This is a genomic window from Streptococcus mitis, from assembly GCF_047465045.1.
Classification (GTDB): Bacteria; Bacillota; Bacilli; order Lactobacillales; family Streptococcaceae; genus Streptococcus; species Streptococcus mitis_DT.
This window is the reverse complement of the sequence record NZ_JASHAR010000001.1, coordinates 222,857-242,955: the sequence shown is the minus strand read 5'-3', so window position 1 is coordinate 242,955 and position 20,099 is coordinate 222,857. Positions and strand designations below refer to the sequence as shown.

The 20,099-nt window shown below is 38.4% G+C and carries 19 protein-coding genes and 1 pseudogene; 16 read left to right on the top strand and 4 right to left on the bottom strand.

Annotated elements, in window-relative coordinates; translation table 11 throughout:
* The first annotated feature begins 85 nt into the window (after nucleotides 1–85).
* On the top strand, nucleotides 86–1,549 hold the full coding sequence (gene msr(D), locus QM409_RS01170; protein ID WP_000420313.1) for an ABC-F type ribosomal protection protein Msr(D): 1,464 nt from the start codon (nucleotides 86–88) through the stop codon (nucleotides 1,547–1,549).
* Nucleotides 1,550–1,666: 117 nt separating this feature from the next.
* Here the strand turns inward: msr(D) and QM409_RS01165 are convergent, their stop codons facing one another.
* The 4 genes from QM409_RS01165 to QM409_RS01150 are packed head-to-tail and all read right to left on the bottom strand — an operon-like array spanning nucleotide 1,667 to nucleotide 2,911.
* Complete coding sequence (locus QM409_RS01165; RefSeq protein ID WP_414304904.1) at nucleotides 1,667–1,966, bottom strand: DUF5960 family protein; 300 nt, start codon at nucleotides 1,964–1,966, stop codon at nucleotides 1,667–1,669.
* Nucleotides 1,953–2,321, bottom strand: coding sequence for a hypothetical protein (locus tag QM409_RS01160; RefSeq protein ID WP_153209482.1), 369 nt, complete (start codon nucleotides 2,319–2,321; stop codon nucleotides 1,953–1,955). The genes QM409_RS01165 and QM409_RS01160 overlap by 14 nt, the downstream gene beginning before the upstream one ends.
* A 12-nt stretch (nucleotides 2,322–2,333) precedes the next feature.
* Nucleotides 2,334–2,669 (bottom strand): hypothetical protein, encoded by a 336-nt coding sequence (locus QM409_RS01155; RefSeq protein WP_000806926.1) that lies wholly within the window; start codon nucleotides 2,667–2,669, stop codon nucleotides 2,334–2,336.
* The gene (locus tag QM409_RS01150; protein WP_001813542.1) at nucleotides 2,666–2,911 is read right to left on the bottom strand and encodes a hypothetical protein; all 246 of its coding nucleotides are present in this window, start codon (nucleotides 2,909–2,911) and stop codon (nucleotides 2,666–2,668) included. The genes QM409_RS01155 and QM409_RS01150 overlap by 4 nt, the downstream gene beginning before the upstream one ends.
* Before the next feature lie 644 nt (nucleotides 2,912–3,555).
* Between QM409_RS01150 and QM409_RS01145 the strand changes: the two genes are divergently transcribed.
* From QM409_RS01145 to aguB, 15 genes and pseudogenes are all read left to right on the top strand, one after another.
* Nucleotides 3,556–4,770, top strand: coding sequence for an MFS transporter (locus QM409_RS01145; RefSeq protein ID WP_414304905.1), 1,215 nt, complete (start codon nucleotides 3,556–3,558; stop codon nucleotides 4,768–4,770).
* An 86-nt stretch (nucleotides 4,771–4,856) separates the two neighbouring features.
* Nucleotides 4,857–5,267, top strand: a pseudogene (locus QM409_RS01140) (DNA alkylation repair protein); the annotation flags it as partial.
* Between the two features lie 200 nt (nucleotides 5,268–5,467).
* Nucleotides 5,468–6,286 (top strand): alpha/beta fold hydrolase, encoded by an 819-nt coding sequence (locus QM409_RS01135; RefSeq protein WP_414304906.1) that lies wholly within the window; start codon nucleotides 5,468–5,470, stop codon nucleotides 6,284–6,286.
* The gene (locus QM409_RS01130) at nucleotides 6,286–7,140 is read left to right on the top strand and encodes an ADP-ribosylglycohydrolase family protein (RefSeq protein ID WP_414304907.1); all 855 of its coding nucleotides are present in this window, start codon (nucleotides 6,286–6,288) and stop codon (nucleotides 7,138–7,140) included. The genes QM409_RS01135 and QM409_RS01130 overlap by 1 nt, the downstream gene beginning before the upstream one ends.
* A 110-nt stretch (nucleotides 7,141–7,250) precedes the next feature.
* A complete protein-coding gene (locus QM409_RS01125) occupies nucleotides 7,251–8,132 on the top strand; it encodes a diacylglycerol/lipid kinase family protein (protein ID WP_414304908.1) in 882 nt (293 codons plus the stop codon).
* 63 nt (nucleotides 8,133–8,195) lie between these two features.
* Nucleotides 8,196–8,687: a phosphoribosylanthranilate isomerase gene (locus QM409_RS01120; RefSeq protein WP_414304909.1), complete on the top strand. Its 492-nt coding sequence runs from the start codon at nucleotides 8,196–8,198 to the stop codon at nucleotides 8,685–8,687.
* Nucleotides 8,688–8,861: 174 nt separating this feature from the next.
* On the top strand, nucleotides 8,862–10,607 hold the full coding sequence (locus QM409_RS01115; RefSeq protein WP_414304910.1) for a glycoside hydrolase family 13 protein: 1,746 nt from the start codon (nucleotides 8,862–8,864) through the stop codon (nucleotides 10,605–10,607).
* A 78-nt stretch (nucleotides 10,608–10,685) separates the two neighbouring features.
* Complete coding sequence (locus tag QM409_RS01110; protein WP_414304911.1) at nucleotides 10,686–11,558, top strand: DUF4300 family protein; 873 nt, start codon at nucleotides 10,686–10,688, stop codon at nucleotides 11,556–11,558.
* A 234-nt stretch (nucleotides 11,559–11,792) separates the two neighbouring features.
* The gene (locus tag QM409_RS01105; RefSeq protein WP_414304912.1) at nucleotides 11,793–12,644 is read left to right on the top strand and encodes a CbrC family protein; all 852 of its coding nucleotides are present in this window, start codon (nucleotides 11,793–11,795) and stop codon (nucleotides 12,642–12,644) included.
* A gap of 684 nt (nucleotides 12,645–13,328) precedes the next feature.
* Entirely contained in the window at nucleotides 13,329–14,789 is a 1,461-nt protein-coding gene (locus QM409_RS01100) for an aminotransferase class I/II-fold pyridoxal phosphate-dependent enzyme (protein WP_261221378.1), read from the top strand.
* On the top strand, nucleotides 14,790–15,650 hold the full coding sequence (gene speE, locus QM409_RS01095; protein ID WP_414304913.1) for a polyamine aminopropyltransferase: 861 nt from the start codon (nucleotides 14,790–14,792) through the stop codon (nucleotides 15,648–15,650).
* Entirely contained in the window at nucleotides 15,647–16,906 is a 1,260-nt protein-coding gene (locus QM409_RS01090; RefSeq protein ID WP_414304914.1) for a saccharopine dehydrogenase family protein, read from the top strand. Before speE ends, QM409_RS01090 begins: the two co-directional genes overlap by 4 nt.
* Nucleotides 16,906–18,033 carry a carboxynorspermidine decarboxylase gene (nspC, locus tag QM409_RS01085; protein WP_414304915.1) on the top strand — a complete coding sequence of 376 codons (1,128 nt, stop codon included), beginning with the start codon at nucleotides 16,906–16,908 and terminating at the stop codon, nucleotides 18,031–18,033. The genes QM409_RS01090 and nspC overlap by 1 nt, the downstream gene beginning before the upstream one ends.
* Nucleotides 18,030–19,115 carry an agmatine deiminase gene (gene aguA, locus QM409_RS01080; RefSeq protein ID WP_414304916.1) on the top strand — a complete coding sequence of 362 codons (1,086 nt, stop codon included), beginning with the start codon at nucleotides 18,030–18,032 and terminating at the stop codon, nucleotides 19,113–19,115. The genes nspC and aguA overlap by 4 nt, the downstream gene beginning before the upstream one ends.
* Before the next feature lie 9 nt (nucleotides 19,116–19,124).
* Nucleotides 19,125–20,000, top strand: a complete 876-nt coding sequence (gene aguB / locus QM409_RS01075; RefSeq protein ID WP_414304917.1) for an N-carbamoylputrescine amidase — start codon at nucleotides 19,125–19,127, stop codon at nucleotides 19,998–20,000.
* Nucleotides 20,001–20,099: the final 99 nt, after the last annotated feature.

The following is a 20,099-nucleotide window of genomic DNA, read 5'->3' as shown; positions in this document are numbered from 1 at the left end:
CATGTAACTCTTCCTGCTAAAATCGCAGGGTTTTCCCTGCATACAAGCAAATGAAAGCATGCGATTATAGACAGGAGGAAATGTTATGGAATTAATATTAAAAGCAAAAGACATTCGTGTGGAATTCAAAGGACGCGATGTTTTAGATATAAATGAATTAGAAGTATATGATTATGACCGTATTGGTTTAGTAGGAGCAAATGGTGCTGGAAAAAGCACTTTACTCAGGGTACTTTTAGGAGAATTAACTCCCCCAGGATGTAAAATGAATCGTCTGGGTGAACTTGCCTATATTCCCCAGTTGGACGAAGTAACTCTGCAGGAGGAAAAAGATTTTGCACTTGTAGGCAAGCTAGGTGTTGAGCAATTAAATATACAGACTATGAGCGGTGGTGAAGAAACAAGGCTTAAAATAGCACAGGCCTTATCGGCACAGGTTCATGGTATTTTAGCGGATGAACCTACGAGCCATTTAGACCGTGAAGGAATTGATTTTCTAATAGGACAGCTAAAATATTTTACAGGTGCACTGTTAGTTATTAGCCATGACCGCTATTTTCTTGATGAAATAGTAGATAAAATATGGGAACTGAAAGATGGCAAAATCACTGAGTATTGGGGAAACTATTCTGATTATCTTCGTCAGAAAGAGGAAGAACGTAAGAGCCAAGCTGCAGAATACGAACAATTTATTGCGGAACGTGCCCGATTGGAAAGGGCTGCGGAGGAAAAGCGAAAACAGGCTCGTAAAATAGAACAGAAGGCAAAAGGTTCTTCAAAGAAAAAAAGTACTGAAGACGGAGGGCGTTTAGCTCATCAAAAATCAATAGGAAGTAAGGAAAAAAAGATGTATAATGCTGCTAAAACCCTAGAGCACAGGATTGCGGCCTTAGGAAAAGTAGAAGCTCCGGAAGGCATTCGCAGAATTCGTTTCAGGCAAAGTAAAGCATTGGAGCTCCATAATCCATACCCTATAGTCGGTGCAGAAATTAATAAAGTATTTGGGGATAAGGCTCTGTTTGAAAATGCATCTTTTCAAATTCCGTTAGGAGCAAAAGTGGCGTTAACTGGTGGTAATGGAATCGGAAAAACAACTTTAATCCAAATGATCTTAAACCATGAAGAAGGAATTTCTATTTCGCCTAAGGCAAAAATAGGTTACTTTGCACAGAATGGTTACAAGTACAACAGTAATCAGAATGTTATGGAGTTTATGCAGAAGGATTGTGACTACAATATATCAGAAATTCGTTCAGTGCTAGCATCTATGGGGTTCAAACAGAACGATATTGGAAAAAGTTTATCTGTTTTAAGCGGTGGAGAAATTATAAAATTGTTGCTTGCTAAAATGCTCATGGGTAGATATAACATCCTAATAATGGATGAACCCAGTAACTTCCTTGACATACCAAGTTTAGAGGCTTTGGAAATACTAATGAAGGAGTACACCGGAACTATCGTGTTTATCACCCACGATAAACGATTACTCGAAAATGTAGCAGATGTAGTTTATGAAATTAGAGATAAGAAAATAAATCTGAAACATTAAATTTAAGGTAGTCGCTGGTCAGTATAGTCTGTTCTGGTTGGCGACTCCATTGTTAAAGAGTATAAAGACTTTAGATTTTATGAATATTAAAAATAGGAACAGTCAATTGAACTGCTCCTATTTTTCTGCTAAATATATTGTAGTTTTCTTATATGTATAATGATAGATTAGCGGATTCTCATCTACGGTACTTACTTCAAATATGAAGAAGTGATCGCGGTTATCTCTGGACTTTTCCTTATTGAGGACAAAGTAATTCTTACGTGAAGTCGCCATTGTTTTTAGGATATCATCAGTTAGGAAGGTCAATGGAATATTCATGTTAGAGTAGCGGTAGAAGTCACGTTCAAAATCTTGGTAGCTCTCGCTATAATAGTCCATTTGTAGGTGATTAAGCTGAAACTTAAGCTGATTCATAAAGCACCTCCTCAACAAGTTCAATACTAATAATGTCTTTCAATTTCAAATTGATGTGACCTGTTGTAGTTTTTATCAAAATGAAATCCTTATTCAGACTTGGTATTGTTCCAGTGTGGGAAACACGCTTGTTTTTTTCAATCACTTGAATGCGTGTGTGTAGCTGCCCAGCGTATACTTGACTGAGGAGTAATAATTTCTTCTCCATTGACAAATCTGACATGTACGTTACTTTGTTTGTATCATCAGAGAGTGCTGATGTATGCTCAGATAGGAAAAAGCCCATCCATTTTTGCATCTTTGTATCCTGGTACTCTCTTGCTGATTGAAATGGTAAATATGAACGGTCAATCATATCAAATCCTTTCTATGCAGAGGCAAGGGTATTTTTATCAAATTGAATCGTAAAACCTTGAATTCCCCCACCTGTGTAACATTCTTTAAAGCGATTGATTACCTCAGTATAGATTATCACAGATGAGCTTGTTGGCTTAATGCTAAATGTAAATTCCAATGGTAATCGGTTTTCAGATTTAGCATGTACTAGTCGTATCGATATTTCAGTTGTTTTGAGTTTTCTCTGACGAAGTTTTGAAGTTGCTGTTTCAACGATTCCATGTAAAAATCTTTCAAGCATTTCAATATCATTACATCCTTTGCTACGGATTTCTGAAAATTGTACTGTATTTTTTTCTTGTTTCATTTTAATCCCTCCAATCCACCCGCGGAATGACCACCGATAAGTTTACTGCGTTCAATATTTCTGGAACCTTCAGTTAGGACGGTTCCTTTTTGTATGGCTAAAAAACCAAACTGTTCTCTGACAACATCAATAGCTGTCTGAAGTCTATTATCTTTTTCAATTTGTTCTACATCATCAAAGAGTGATAGTAGAGTATAGCTTTCATCTACGAAGCCACTATAAGATACACCAATTTGTCTCACTGCACCAGAGGTGTATTTTTTCGGAATAATACAAGTACATGACTCACCATTGTTTTGGGGAGATTTGCGGGTTCAATTTTATTCTGAGCATTTATAGATTTTTTCATCTCAGTCCTAGAATAGCCAATATGAATAGAAACGACAGTAGTCAATACTAGGGCTACTGTTCCGTTCCACAGTATCATTTAAAAATCATTTTCACACCCTTTCGTCTATTAGTATAGAAGAAAGCTCTCAGCACACGTGGAGTGTGTAGTGTTGCTGGTAAAAGCCTAGAAACCTTGTAACGAAAGGGATAATGAAAAGCCTTGTAGGTAAAGACTTTTCTCGTTTAGTGGGGAAGTATTAAAGTAACCTCTCATATTTTTTACTAGGTTTGATAACTTATTTGAGATGGATTCTATTTCCATAAACACTGTGGGGATGTTTTTGTTACCAAAGAAAATAAGTTAATGGGAATAAATGTACGCCCTCTATCACTAGTTTAATAAAATGGAGAAGATAATGTGGACTAAAAGAATACATTATTTAACAGAAGTAAATGAACATCTGATTTTAAGTGAAAAATCATTTTATTTCTGTTGATAGGAAAAGTTACTTCAAGTATTTTTCTAAACTAAATGAATATTTGAAAAAGGATAGTTGTGAGAACAGAAATAAAAAGTAATAAACTTAGTAAGTCATTTTTAAAGTTTCTAACGGCCCAAGTATTTATTATTCTTGCTGGAATATTGTTAGATATGGTTTTAATTCTCTTTGTATATCAAATGAGTCAATCGCTATTTGATACAAGTATGATTCTAGTTGTTGGATCTATTTCACGAATATTAGGAAGTATTCTACTTTCAAATATTTTTGACAAGATTTCAGCAAAGTGGATTATGCTAGGAGCATTGATAGCCAAAGTTTTTATTATTATACTACTCATATGTACTTATAGATATATATATATATATATTGTGTTAATATCAAAATTTTTATTGAGTTTATTAGATAGTGCTTTTTCTCCTGCGCAAGGTGTATTGCTTGCAGATATAATTAAAGAGGATAGAATTCGTTTAAATGGTATTTTCTATACTGTCATTCAAGTATTTCAAACTGCTACTTGGACATTTGGAATACCTTTTGTTCTATTCCTTAATCCTTTTGCGGCATTTTGTGTGATTATTTTGATGATTACTATATCCTTGTGGCTCTTGAAGAAAATAGATACAAAAGATAGAGTACAAACGAATTTACTCCCTTATTTTGAGAGATTGAAGCAGGGATGGTATGATTTGTTCCATATTACTGAATTGTGGAATATAACCATTATGGACACATGTGAATCAATTGCTAATGTGATTTGGACGCAAACTTTTCTATTATTTTTCACGACGAGTTTTTTGAACTTATCAGAGGAATGGTGGGGATTTCAAGGAGCTGCTTACTTTGTAGGTTCGATTGTAGGAGGAATTATAAGCATTAGATACTCTAAGTATATTTCTCAGTTTGGGGGAAAAGTTATCTTTTTTTCATCACTTGTGGTTGCTATTTTTACAGGTATATACGCTTTTAATAAAGTAGCTTTCTTGGCTCTTGTTATTAACTTTTTCATTGGAATTCCGTATCAAATTAGAGATTTGGTACAACAATCATTAATACAAGAGAAGTCACCTACTTATTCGATAGGACGTGTTTTTTCTCTAAGGCAATTAATATTAACGATTACTTCATCTGGCTCTCTGGCAATATTTAGCTATTTAAGTAGTCGGATTGGTATACAGGCTGTTTACCTGATTGCAACTATTATATACGCTATCGTAACTATTTGGATATTATTCAATAGAAAAATCATTAAATTTAAAATTGAGGAGTAGTGAATATGAACAAATCAGAAAAAAATTATTTTTGAAGAAGTTGAAGAAGTTATTATATACTATATAGTAAAATGTTATCATATTAAATTTTGATTTTCATGAGGGATGAGGTTTCAAAGGATGACAATTGGAGAGTTCAAGAAGTATTAGCAAAAGCTTTTGATGAATTTTGTAAGCAATCAGGCTATGAAAAATCTCTTCCGGTTATTGACGACTGGCTACAAAACACTAATCCAAACGTTAGAAGAGCTGTTACAGAAGGTTTGAGATTATGGACGAGTAGACCATATTTCAAGGATAATCCAGATGAAGCTATTAAATGAATTGCAACATTAAAAGAAGATTCTAGTGAATATGTTAGAAAATCAGTTGGTAATGCTTTGAGGGATATTAGCAAAAAATTTCCAGAGTTGATTAAAGAAGAACTTGATGGTTTGGATGTTAATAGTAAAGAAATTCAACAAGTTTACAAGTTAGCAAGTAAATTTATTAAGTGATAATTATCAGCTATAAAGTTGAAAAATGGTAACTATAAAATATTTTCATTCTAAAGTTTAATTATAAACAATAACTCTATCCATTTCATTCTATAATATAGAAGTTTGCTAGCACTACATGCGGAGGCGGTATCACTGTTTGTACGAGCTGATTAAACATGGGTGTAGCTAGTGAAAGTCCTACAGTAAGGAGTTTAAACATGAAATTCCATGAATTTGGGGATAAAAATTTACCTCCTATCTTACTAATACACGGTGGCGGCAGTTCTTGGTGGAATTATCTTCGTCAAGCACGAATCTTATCAGAAGAATACCGTATTATTCTACCCACTTTGAATGGCCACGGCGAGGAATATCAACTTGATTATGTTTCTACTGAAGATTCTGCTTTGGAGATTCTAGACTATATCAAAGCAAACTGTGGTGGGAAATTGTTTGCAATCGGTGGTGTTTCACTTGGTGGTCAAATTGCCATGGAGCTTTTGTCTTTAGATAGTGAAATTGCTGAGAAGGCCATTATAGACGGAAGCCTCTGTATTCCTCAACCAAGGTTAGCTAAAATCAGCATCTTTCTAGTGTCTCTATTTGGTAAACTGATGTTCAATAAATTCTCTTGCAAACTTCAGTTAAGCATGATGAACAAACTCTATCCTAAACTGGCTTATCCAGAGGAAATAAAAGCTTATTATTTGGAGGATCTACCAAGGACGCCTGTTAAAACATTGGTGACCATTTACAAAACCTATATGGGGCATTACAAGCTGAAAGATATGATTTCTGCTAGCAAGGCTCAGGTTCTGTATATCTATGGTGAAAAAGAATTGAACTGTGTGAAAGAATCAGCGAAATTATTTCATCAGCTACATGCAAATACAATTTTGTATGAAGCAAAGGGCTATAATCACGGCTATTTGTCAGCTTACCTGCCTCAAGAGTGGATTGATTTGGTGACACCATTTTTAAAGAGCAATCCATTGGGAATGTGTAATAAATATGATATGTCACAAGGAGGAATCTGATGCTAGGAGCAATCGTTGGAGACATTGTTGGTTCTGTTTACGAGTGGAACAATATCAAAACAAAGGACTTTCCTTTATTACGGAAAGACTGCTTTTTCACAGATGACACTGTTATGACCTGCGCTGTTGCAGAAGCGATTATGAATGGGGGACAAAAAGACGACTTTATTGACGCTATGAAGAAATATGGCAGAATGTATCCGGATGCTGATTATGGTGCTCGGTTTAATGCATGGCTAAAGAGTGATAACCGTGAGCCTTATAATAGCTTTGGGAATGGATCAGCTATGCGTGTTTCTCCCTGTGCTTGGGTCATGGACTGTGGTTTTTATGCGAGAACTGGTATGTGGCCATCATCTAGAGGACTTGCGAGTCTTTCTGCAGAGGTAACTCATAATCATCCAGAAGGTATTAAAGGTGCTATGGCTACAGCTGATGCTATCTTTCTTTGTCGTTTTTACTTTGGTGGTTATTGTAGAGAATATGAGCAAGCAATTAATGACAATCATACAGAGTGTAAAAGACGGATTAAGGATTATATAGAGCAGACATACGACTACAATCTATCTCAAACTTTAGATGAAATCCGTCCTAACTATCGTTTCAACGAAACATGTCAGGAAACTGTCCCTCAAGCCATTATTGCCTTTCTTGAAAGTACAGATTTCGAAGATGCGATAAGAAATGCCATCTCACTTGGTGGCGACAGTGATACTCTCGCTGCAATCACTGGCAGCATAGCCGAGGCAGCTTATGGTATTCCTGTTTGGATAAAGGATAAGGCCTATTCTTATTTGGATGAAACATTAAAGGATATAGTCATTAGATGGGAAAATAGAATAAAAGCGTATTAATCTCCAGTACGTCATATTTCTCTTTTCTGTGTTTTCATTGTATAATGAGAGTACATTTAGTTGCATACGACGAAATGTAAACATTTCTATTTAAAATTAAGGAGAAATTAATGAAAAAGGCAATGTTAATTATCAACCCTACCTCTGGTGGGGAAAAGGCTTTGGATTATAAAGAAAAACTGGAGAATAAAACCAAAGATTATTTTGAGCACGTGGAAACCAAAATTACCGAAAAGGCGCTGGATGCCACACATTTTGCTGAGGAAGCTTCTAGTGAGCAGTACGATGCAGTGGTTGTGTTTGGTGGAGATGGGACTGTCAACGAAGTCATTTCGGGTATTGCTGAGAGAGACTACATTCCTAAGTTAGGGATTATCCCAGGCGGTACGGGTAACCTCATTACAAAACTGTTGGAAATCAATCAAGACATCGATGGCGCGATAGATGAACTGGATTTTAATTTAACCAACAAGATTGATATCGGTAAAGCAAATGATAACTATTTTGGTTATATTTTTAGTATCGGTTCTCTACCTGAAGCGATTCACAATGTTGAAATCGAGGATAAGACAAAATTCGGTATTTTAGCCTATGCTGTAAATACCATGAAGTCTGTCATGACGGATCAGGTATTTAACATTAAGGTTGAGACAGAAAATGGAAATTATGTTGGTGAAGCAAGCCATGTTTTGGTTCTCTTGACAAATTACTTTGCTGACAAAAAAATCTTTGAAGAAAACAAGGACGGCTATGCCAATATTTTGATTTTAAAAGATGCGTCTCTGTTCTCCAAATTATCCGTCATTCCTGATTTATTAAAAGGAGATGTTGTCGCAAATGATAATATCGAGTATATCAAAGCGCGTAATATTAAGATCTCTTCAGATAGTGAATTGGAGTCAGATGTTGACGGCGATAAATCGGATAACCTACCTGTAGAAATCAAAGTCCTAGCTCAGCGAGTAGAAGTGTTTTCAAAACCGAAAGAATAGAATGTAAAAATTAGTTTATTATTCACAACGAAATTAAGTTCTATATCAACGATTGGAGGAGGAATGAATTCTCTATTTGATGAATTTCGAATAATTTGTTCTCATTTAAACCAAGTCGGAATCACTCCGACGCTCATGGGGTCTTTGGGGTTTGAATACCGATCAAATGAAGAATGGGGGCCGTCTGACATTGACATTCATGTGCCTGGTGATCCTAGAGGTTGGGAAGCACCTGATCATCTCAGAATTTATGAGTGGGACAAGATAATGAAAGTGATGAAACACTTAGGCTATGCCTTAATAGATATTCATGAGCATGAATTCAAAAAAGATGGTCTGAGTGTTGAATTCGGAAGTATCGATTCTTTACCTGATTTTGCAGGAGTATCTGAATCAGATATAGAGCTGATTCATCTTGAGAACATCACGTTTCGCGTTCCAAGTTTGGAACAGTTTTTAAGTATTTACAAAGCTTCTTCTCAAGACTCCTATCGAAATAATCACAATAACAATAAGGATTTTAAAAAGATAGAATGGTTAGAAAGACATTTGTAAATCATCATTTGAAAAGTAGCAAGTTGTAAGACTGGCTGCTTTTTTATTTATAGAACCAAACCACTAGAATCTACGGACATTCCTTGCAAATAGTTTACAAAAATAGTATACTGGATTTATTGATTTTGAAAACGTTTGCGTAAAATTTGAATTAAAACTTTAGGAGACAAATTGATGGAATTAAGTGCTATTTACCATAGGCCTGAGTCGGAGCATGCCTATCTTTATAAGGATAAGAAACTTCATATTCGGATTCGAACTAAGAAAGGGGATATTGAAAGCATCAACTTGCATTATGGGGACCCTTTTATTTTTATGGAGGAGTTTTATCAAGATACAAAGAAAATGGCTAAGATAACTTCTGATGCCATCTTTGATTATTGGCAGGTTGAAGTGTCCGTTGACTTTGCACGTATCCAGTATCTCTTTGAACTTCAGGATACAGAAGGCCAAAGCATTTTGTATGGCGATAAAGGCTGCGTGGAAAATTCTCTAGAAAATCTTCATGCTATTGGAAATGGATTTAAGTTGCCTTATCTTCATGAGATTGATGCATGCCTGATTCCTGACTGGGTTTCAAATACGGTGTGGTATCAGATATTTCCTGAGAGATTTGCTAATGGAAATGCTCGATTAAACCCAGAAGGGACTTTAGACTGGGATTCATCTGTCACACCTAAGAGTGATGATTTCTTTGGTGGTGATTTACAGGGGATTATTGACCATCTGTATTACTTGCAAGACTTGGGAATTACTGGACTTTATCTTTGTCCTATCTTTGAATCTACGAGCAATCATAAGTACAATACGACAGATTACTTTGAAATTGACCGTCATTTTGGAGACAAGGAGACATTTCGGGAGCTGGTCGAGCAAGCGCATCAGCGAGGTATAAAAATCATGCTGGATGCTGTATTTAATCATATTGGTTCGCAATCGCCTCAATGGCAAGATGTTATCGAAAACGGTGAGGAGTCTGCTTATAAGGATTGGTTCCATATACAACAATTCCCAGTGACGACTGATAAGCTTGCTAATAAGAGAGAGTTACCCTATCATGCTTTTGGTTTTGAGGACTATATGCCTAAGCTAAATACAGCCAATCCAGAGGTCAAGAATTATCTTTTAAAGGTTGCGACTTATTGGATTGAAGAGTTTGATATCGATGCTTGGCGTTTGGATGTGGCTAATGAGATTGACCATCAATTCTGGAAGGATTTTCGCAAGGCAGTTCTAGCTAAAAAGCCTGATCTTTATATTTTAGGAGAAGTCTGGCATACGTCTCAGCCTTGGCTAAATGGAGATGAGTTCCATGCGGTCATGAATTATCCTTTATCTGATAGCATCAAGGACTATTTCTTACGAGGTGTTAAGAAGACAGACCAGTTCATCGATGAAATCAATGGCCAGTCTATGTATTACAAACAACAGATTTCAGAGGTTATGTTTAATCTCTTGGATTCGCATGATACAGAACGAATCTTGTGGACGGCAAATGAAGACGTTCAACTGGTCAAATCAGCCCTAGCCTTTCTCTTTTTACAAAAAGGAACACCCTGCATCTATTATGGAACAGAGTTATCCTTGACTGGCAGTCCAGACCCAGATTGTCGTCGTTGTATGCCTTGGGAACGCGTCTCAAGTGATAATGATATGCTGAACTTTATGAAGAAGCTGATTGAGATTCGAAAACATGCGTCAGCAACCATTCAGCATGGTAAGTATAGCCTAAAAGAAATCAAAGCTGATGTAGTAGCTTTGGAATGGAAATACGATGGACAAATTCTTAAAGCGATCTTTAACCAATCAACAGAAGATTATATTGTAGAAAAAGAAGCAGTAGCCTTAGCAAGCAATTGCCAAGAATTGGAAAATCAGCTTGTGATCTCTCCAAAAGGATTTGTGATTTTCAAAAACTAGTTGATGAAGATTATAGTTTATTTCACAACTTATATAGTATAATAAGGCTAGCTACTAAACCTGTAAAAGGCGAAAGAGATGAAGAAATCAAGAAAATTAACCACATTAGGAATCTGTTCCTTCTTGTTTTTAGGCTTGACTGCTTGTCAACAACAAAATACTACTTCTGAAGGGACGAATCAAAGACAAAGTAGTTCAGCAAAAGTTCCATGGAAAGCTTCATACACCAACCTAAACAATCAGGTAAGTACAGAAGAAGTCAAATCTCTCTTATCAGCCCATTTGGATCCAAATAGTGTTGATTCATTTTTTAATCTTGTAAATGATTATAATACCATTGTCGGATCAACTGGCTTATCAGGAGATTTCACTTCCTTTACTCACACAGAATACGATGTTGAGAAAATTAGCAACCTTTGGAATCAAAAGAAGGGAGATTTTGTTGGGACCAACTGCCGTATTAACAGTTATGCCCTTTTGAAAAATTCAGTCACCATTCCAAAGCTTGAAAAGAATGACCAATTGCTTTTCCTAGATAACGATGCGATTGATAAGGGAAAGGTCTTTGATTCACAAGATAAGGAAGAATTTGATATTCTATTTTCGAGAGTTCCAACTGAAGCAACTACAGATGTCAAGGTTCACGCTGAAAAGATGGAAAAATTCTTCTCCCAGTTTCAATTTAACGATAAAGCTCGAATGCTATCTGTAGTCTTGCACGACAATCTGGATGGTGAGTATCTGTTTGTAGGCCACGTTGGAGTCTTAATGCCTGCTGATGATGGTTTCTTATTTGTAGAGAAATTGACTTTCGAAGAGCCCTACCAAGCGATTAAATTTGCCAGCAAGGAAGATTGTTACAAGTATTTAGGCACCAAGTATGCGGATTATACCGGCGAGGGACTAGCTAAGCCTTTCATCATGGATAATGATAAGTGGGTTGAGCTTTAATGATACTATAATATATCAGTGATTTAGGACTTTTATTTATATTTTTGATGAATAAATCATTAATAGCCAGGAACCACGAAAAAATGAAACATTTATTGGTTATATCCAAAGATACGATATTGATGGGGAAGGCTATCAATCAGAAGTATGGGAAGTAACGGAAGATAAGGAATAAGAAAATTTAAACTGAAATATAAAATTTTAGAGTTCTATTTGTATTCAGGAGGTAATCAGATGAATCCATATTTACAAAAATACATTACTTTAAAGAAGCAATTTATAGCCCAAGAGGGCAATCCACCAAGTGTCTCAGCTCTTTATGACTTAGCTGATGAATTAGCCAAGTCTGATGATTTAGAAGCGAAGAAGGTCTTAGCAGACCTATATGAGCAATTGGGTCTCTACACTAGTGCCTATAGCTTATTTGCCGAAATCTCAGATAAACCAGATCGAAAACAATTAAAGAAAGTGACTCGTTTACAAGAAATGAGTCAGAGTCATGGCAATCGTTTTGCCATTCCTCGTCCTCTAAGAAAAGAAGAGAAGAAGCAGAGACAAGAGCTATCACAGTCTTTGCCACACTTTATATACCATCCAGATCCTCTAGCAACGGGAGCTTTTGTGGAGGGAGAAGCCAAGGTTTGTCCATCTTGTGGGAAAGAAAGCAATATATATTATAACTTGATGCCTTATTGTATTGACAACATTAAAAATCTTTGTCCATTTTGTATTGCAAACGGGCTAGCAGCAAAGAAATTCGATGCAGAATTTGTTCAAGATGCTGAATGTCAGGGTGAATTGGATCCAGAAAAAGACCAACTGCTTTTTTGCCAGACCCCTGGCTACTCTAGTTGGCAGGGAGAAAATTGGCTTTCTTGTTGCCAGGATTATTGTGCTTATTTGGGTACAGTTGGCACTCAAGAATTAAGGGCCATGGGAATTGCCGAGCAAGTCTTAGCAGACTATGAAGAGCGTGGAGAATATCAAGATATTGAAGAATACCTGATTAAGGATGGTTCTCTTTGTGGCTACCTTTTCAGATGCCTTCACTGTCAAAAATACCAGATCTGGGTTGATGCAGATTAATTTTTAATGATACAATTACATTAACATATATTCCTTTAGATTTTTTTAATGACTAATCTCTAATCTAATTATAGAATATGAAAATTGGAACATTTTATCTTAGTACATTTTTATCATATCTTAAATCATCATATGAAGAATAGGAGCTACCAAACCTAGTTCCTATTTTATTATTTAAAGGCAAATTTGAAATAGTTTTTAATTTTTAGATATATTAAAAATACGAACAAAAATAGATATTTTTTCAAAAAAGTACTTTACAGAGTGTTAGAAGTATGTTATATTAATAAAGCTTAGAAAATGAGATGATGTTTTCTAGCAAATATAAACCCGAGTAAAAAATGCCTACGGACAGGCAGGGTTGAATGCCGAAGCGTGGTTGTAAAACCACATTATTGATAGGGTTAAAAGCCTACTTTTATAAGTTGATGTTAGGACACTTGTCCTAATTCATAAATTTTTAGTGTGGTGAAAGCACACGTCATCTTGTGAAACGATCAATAAAGTACGTAATATTTGCTACTAGAGAGTTTGGAAACATCGGGAACAGACATACTCAACAGAAACAAACATAAAAACGTCAGAAGATTGCAGAGCAGGTGAAAACCTGCTCTTTTTTCATGAGTCAACCTTTAGTCGCCTTCGTCTTCTTGAAGCGCTAAAAATACGGTAAAGGAGTATGTCTTGAAAGAGTTAGATCAAAACCAAGCCCCAATTTATGAGGCCTTGGTGAAGTTACGCAAGAAAAGGATTGTTCCTTTTGATGTTCCAGGTCACAAGCGTGGACGGGGAAATCCAGAACTTGTCGAACTGCTAGGTGAAAAATGTGTAGGCATTGATGTTAATTCGATGAAACCCTTGGATAATCTTGGTCACCCCATTTCGATTATTCGGGATGCAGAGGAGCTGGCTGCAGATGCTTTTGGAGCTAGTCATGCTTTTCTCATGATTGGTGGAACAACTTCATCGGTGCAGACTATGATTCTGTCAACCTGTAAGGCAGGAGATAAGATTATTCTGCCACGAAATGTCCATAAATCTGCTATCAATGCGCTGGTTCTATGTGGTGCCATTCCCATTTATATCGAGATGAGTGTGGAGCCTAAGATTGGTATCGCTTTAGGTCTTAAAAATGACCGAGTAGCCCAAGCCATAAAGGACCATCCAGATGCCAAGGCTATTTTGATTAACAATCCTACTTACTATGGAATCTGTTCAGACCTAAGGGGATTGACAAAAATGGCTCATAAAGCTGGCATGATGGTTTTAGTAGATGAAGCCCACGGAGCGCATTTGCATTTTACTGATAAACTTCCAATTTCTGCTATGGATGCAGGTGCTGATATGGCAGCAGTTTCCATGCATAAGTCTGGTGGGAGTTTGACACAAAGCTCGCTTCTTTTAATCGGGGAGCAGATGAATCCTGAATACGTACGTCAGATCATCAACCTGACCCAGTCAACATCCGCCTCTTACTTGTTGATGGCTAGTTTGGATATTTCACGTCGCAACTTGGCCCTTCGTGGTAAAGAGTCGTTTGAGAAGGTCATCGAGCTATCAGAGTATGCTCGCCGTGAAATCAATGCCATTGGCGGTTACTATGCCTACTCAAAAGAGTTAATAGATGGTGTGTCGGTCTGTGATTTTGATGTGACCAAGCTGTCAGTTTACACTCAGGGCATTGGCTTAACAGGTATTGAGGTTTATGACCTCTTGCGAGACGAATACGACATTCAGATTGAGTTTGGGGATATTGGCAATATCTTGGCCTATATTTCGATTGGTGACCGCATCCAAGACATCGAGCGCTTGGTCGGTGCTTTGGCTGATATCAAGAGACTCTATTCACGAGATGGGAAGGACTTGATAGCTGGAGAATATATCCAGCCTGAGCTAGTGCTGTCTCCACAAGAAGCCTTCTATTCAGAGAGAAAAAGTTTGACCTTAGATGAGTCTGTTGGACAGGTCTGTGGAGAATTTGTTATGTGCTATCCTCCAGGTATTCCTATCTTGGCTCCTGGTGAACGCATTACACGAGAAATTGTAGACTATATCCAATTTGCCAAGGAACGTGGTTGTTCCCTCCAAGGGACGGAAGATCCAGAGGTCAATCACATCAACGTCATTAAGAGAAAGGAGAACTAGATGGATTTATGGTTTTCTGAAGTTCATACTCCAGATGTGAAATTGTCCCTGAGAACAGCCAAGCAACTCTACGCTGGAAAAAGTGAATGGCAGGATATCGAGGTTCTTGACACTCCAGCTTTTGGTAAAATACTAATTTTAAATGGGCACGTCTTGTTCTCAGATGCTGATGATTTTGTCTACAATGAAATGACCGTCCACGTTCCCATGGCTGTCCACCCAAATCCCAAGAAAGTCTTGGTTATTGGAGGTGGCGATGGTGGTGTTGCCCAAGTATTAACACTCTATCCTGAGCTGGAACAAATCGATATTGTGGAACCAGATGAGATGTTGGTTGAGGTTTGTCGTGAGTATTTTCCAGACTTTGCTGCAGGGCTAGATGATCCTCGTGTCACCATTTATTATCAAAACGGGCTACGCTTTTTGCGAAACTGCGAAGATGATTACGATATTATCATCAACGATGCGACAGATCCTTTTGGATATACGGAAGGGCTCTTTACCAAGGAATTCTACGGTAATAGCTATAGAGCTCTCAAAGAAGACGGTATAATGATTTACCAGCATGGTAGTCCTTTCTTTGACGAAGATGAGTCTGCTTGTCGTAGCATGCACCGCAAGGTCAATCAAGCCTTTCCAATTAGTCGGGTCTATCAGGCCCACATCCCAACCAGTCCTGCTGGCTATTGGTTATTTGGATTTGCATCGAAAAAATACCACCCTGTCAAAGATTTTGACAAGGAAGGCTGGAAAAAACGTCAGCTTTTCACAGAATACTATACTGCAAACTTACATGTGGGAGCCTTTATGTTGCCCAAATATGTTGAGGACATTTTAGAAGAAGAGGAAGGAAAAAAATGAGTCGTTTACTAGTTATCGGATGTGGGGGCGTTGCCCAAGTTGCTATTTCAAAGATTTGCCAAGATAGCGAAACATTTGCAGAGATTATGATTGCTAGCCGTACCAAGTCAAAATGCGATGACTTGAAAGCGAAGCTAGAAGGTAAAACAACTACAAAGATTGAGACAGCTGCTCTTGATGCTGACAAGGTAGATGAAGTGATTGCCCTGATTGAAAGCTACAAACCAGAAGCTGTTTTGAACGTAGCTTTACCATATCAAGATTTAACAATTATGGACGCTTGTTTGGCAACAGGTGTTCACTATATCGATACAGCCAACTACGAAGCAGAAGACACAGAAGACCCTGAATGGCGTGCCATCTACGAAAAACGTTGTAAGGAACTTGGCTTTACAGCCTACTTTGACTACTCATGGCAGTGGGCTTATCAAGAGAAATTCAAGGAAGCAGGCTTAACAGCTCTTCTTGGATCTGGCTTTGACCCAGGTGTGACTAGTGTCTTTTCAGCCTATGCTCTCAAACACTATTTTGATGAAATCCATTATATCGACATTTTAGACTGTAATGGTGGTGACCACGGTTATCCGTTTGCGACAAACTTTAACCCAGAAATCAATCTACGCGAGGTTTCAGCACCAGGTTCTTACTGGGAAGATGGTAAGTGGGTAGAAGTGGAAGCCATGTCTATCAAGCGTGAGTATGATTTTCCTCAGGTTGGACAAAAAGACATGTATCTCCTTCATCACGAAGAAATCGAATCATTAGCGAAAAACATTCCAGGTGTCAAACGGATTCGTTTCTTTATGACTTTTGGTCAATCTTACTTGACGCACATGAAATGTCTTGAAAATGTTGGACTCCTTCGTACGGATGCCATTAACTTCAATGGACAAGAAATTGTGCCAATCCAATTCTTGAAAGCCTTGCTTCCAGATCCAGCCAGCCTTGGTCCACGCACTGTTGGTAAAACCAATATCGGATGTATCTTTACAGGTGTCAAAGATGGCGTTGAAAAGACCATCTACATCTACAATGTTTGCGACCATCAGGAATGTTACGCAGAAGTTGGTTCACAAGCAATTTCTTACACAACAGGTGTTCCAGCCATGATTGGGACAAAATTGGTTATGAACGGTACTTGGAAACAAGCTGGAGTGTATAACCTTGAAGAGTTGGATCCAGATCCATTTATGGAAGCTTTGAATGAGTATGGTTTGCCATGGGTTGTGGTTGAAAATCCACAAATGGTGGACTAATGAAGCTAGAACATGTACCAACACCAGCCTATGTTATTGACTTGGCCAAGTTAGAAGCCAATTGTCGCATTTTACAATATGTACAAGAAGAGGCTGGTTGCAAGGTTTTGCTCGCCCAGAAGGCATATTCCCTTTATAAAACCTATCCCTTGATTAGCCAGTATCTATCTGGTACAACTGCAAGTGGTCTCTATGAAGCTAAGCTAGCTAGAGAAGAGTTCCCGGGGGAAGTCCATGTTTTTGCGCCTGCTTTCAAGGATGCAGACTTGGAGGAATTGCTGGAGATAACGGACCATATCGTCTTTAACTCAGAGAGACAGTTGCGTAAACACGGTCCGCGTTGTCGAGATGCTGGTATCAGTATTGGTTTGCGCCTCAATCCTCAATGTTCTACCCAGGGAGATCACGCACTCTATGACCCTTGTGCACCAGGTTCTCGTTTTGGCGTGACACTAGATAAAATTCCTAGTGATTTGCTGGAATTGGTAGACGGCCTTCATTTTCATACCCTTTGCGAGCAGGGAGCAGATGATTTAGAGACAACTTTGAAAGCTGTAGAAGCGCAGTTTGGTCCCTACTTACATCAAGTTAAATGGCTCAATATGGGAGGCGGACACCACATCACAAGAGAAGGTTACGATGTAGATTTGCTGATTTCAGAAATCAAGCGTATCCGAGAAACTTACAATCTTGAAATCTATATCGAGCCGGGTGAAGCCATTGCGCTCAATGCAGGTTATCTAGCAACTGAAGTATTGGATATTGTCGAAAACGGTATGGAAATCTTGGTTTTAGACGCCTCTGCGACCTGCCATATGCCTGATGTACTTGAGATGCCCTATCGTCCACCTTTGAGAAATGGCTTTGAGGCACAGGAAAAAGCCCATACATATAGACTTTCTTCCAATACTTGCCTTACGGGTGATGTGATTGGAGATTATAGCTTTGAAAATCCAGTCCAAATCGGTGATAGACTTTATTTCGAAGACATGGCCATTTATTCCTTTGTCAAAAATAATACCTTTAATGGTATTGGATTGCCAAGTCTCTATCTCATGGACGAACAGGGAGACTGCAGCTTGGTCAAAGCCTTCGGCTATCAAGACTTTAAAGGGAGATTATCATGATAGAAACTCCGAAAAAAGCAGGCTATCGCATGCCAGCAGAGTATGAACCACACCATGGTACCCTCATGATATGGCCGACTCGACCAGGTTCATGGCCCTTTCAAGGAAAGGCTGCCAAAAGAGCTTTCAGCCAGATTATTAAGACCATAGCAGAAGGGGAAACTGTTTATCTTTTGGTGGAGCAGGACTATCTATCTGAAGCCCAATCCTATCTCGGAGACAAGGTCGTTTATCTAGATATTCCTACCAATGATGCCTGGGCCCGTGATACGGGTCCGACTATTCTCCTTAATGATATAAGGGAAAAGTTGGCAGTCGATTGGTCTTTCAATGCTTGGGGTGGTGATGTTGATGGTCTCTACCAAGACTATGAAGCCGATGACCAAGTAGCTAGTCATTTCGCTGAGGTCTTGGAAATGCCTGTCTATGATGCTAAGCCTTTTGTACTGGAAGGAGGCGCAATCCATAGCGATGGACAAGGAACCATTCTTGTGACTGAAAGTTGTCTTCTGAGCCCTGGGCGTAATCCTCATCTCAGTAAAGAGGAAATCGAAAACACCTTATTAGAGTGCCTTGGTGCTGAAAAAGTTATCTGGCTGCCTTATGGTATTTATCAGGATGAAACCAATGAACACGTTGACAATGTTGCTGCCTTTGTTGGTCCTGCAGAGCTTGTCTTGGCTTGGACAGATGATCAAAATGATCCCCAATATGCTATGTCAGCAGCTGATTTAGAACTCTTAGAACATGAAACAGATGCAAAAGGTCGTGCCTTCACCATTCATAAACTTCCAATCCCTGCAGTTCTACAAGTTGTGACAGAAGAGGATCTGCCAGGCTACATCTATGAAGAAGGAGAAGAAGAGAGATACGCAGGTGAAAGGCTTGCTGCTTCCTATGTCAATTTCTATATTGCTAACAAGTCAGTCTTGGTTCCCCAGTTTCAAGATAAAAACGACCAAGTAGCCTTAGATATCCTCAGTAAGTGTTTCCCAGACCGTAAAGTTGTCGGAATTCCAGCCAGAGATATTCTTTTAGGTGGTGGCAATATCCACTGTATCACCCAACAAATCCCAGAATAGGAGAAAAAGATGAGAAATGTAAGAGTTGCAGCTATTCAAATGCAATGCGCTAAGGATGTTGAAACCAATATCCAAACAGCTGAACGTTTAGTTCGACAAGCTGCTGAGCAAGGAGCCCAAATTATTCTCTTGCCTGAATTATTTGAACGTCCCTATTTCTGTCAAGAGCGTCAGTATGACTACTACCAGTATGCCCAGTCGGTGACAGACAATACAGCCATTCAGCATTTTAAGGAGCTTGCTAAGGAACTACAGGTTGTTCTACCGATCAGTTTCTATGAAAAAGATGGCAATGTCTTGTATAACTCTATTGCTGTCATTGATGCAGATGGGAAAGTGCTTGGCGTTTATCGAAAAACCCACATACCAGATGACCATTATTATCAAGAAAAATTCTATTTCACACCTGGTAACACAGGTTTCAAAGTCTGGGATACTCGTTACGCTAAGATTGGTATTGGAATCTGTTGGGATCAATGGTTCCCCGAGACAGCCCGCTGTCTTGCTCTGAATGGAGCAGAATTGCTCTTTTATCCAACAGCCATCGGTTCAGAGCCGATTTTGGATACAGATAGTTGTGGCCACTGGCAACGTACTATGCAAGGACACGCAGCAGCTAATATTATTCCAGTCATTGCTGCCAATCGCTATGGCTTGGAAGAAGTCACTCCTAGTGAGGAAAATGGTGGACAGAGTTCCAGTCTTGACTTCTACGGTTCATCCTTTATGACGGATGAAACCGGAGCTATTCTAGAGCGAGCTGAAAGACAAGCTGAAGCTGTTCTGTTAGCTACTTATGACCTAGACAAGGGAGCAAGCGAACGCCTAAACTGGGGCTTGTTTCGAGATAGAAGACCCGAAATGTATCAACGCATTACGGACTAGTAGGAGAGAAATGAGAGATTCATTCTGCTAGATTAACTTCTTATTTTTAACTCTCTAAGGCTTTCTCGCGCTTTTATGCGAGGAGCTTTTCTGTTTAAG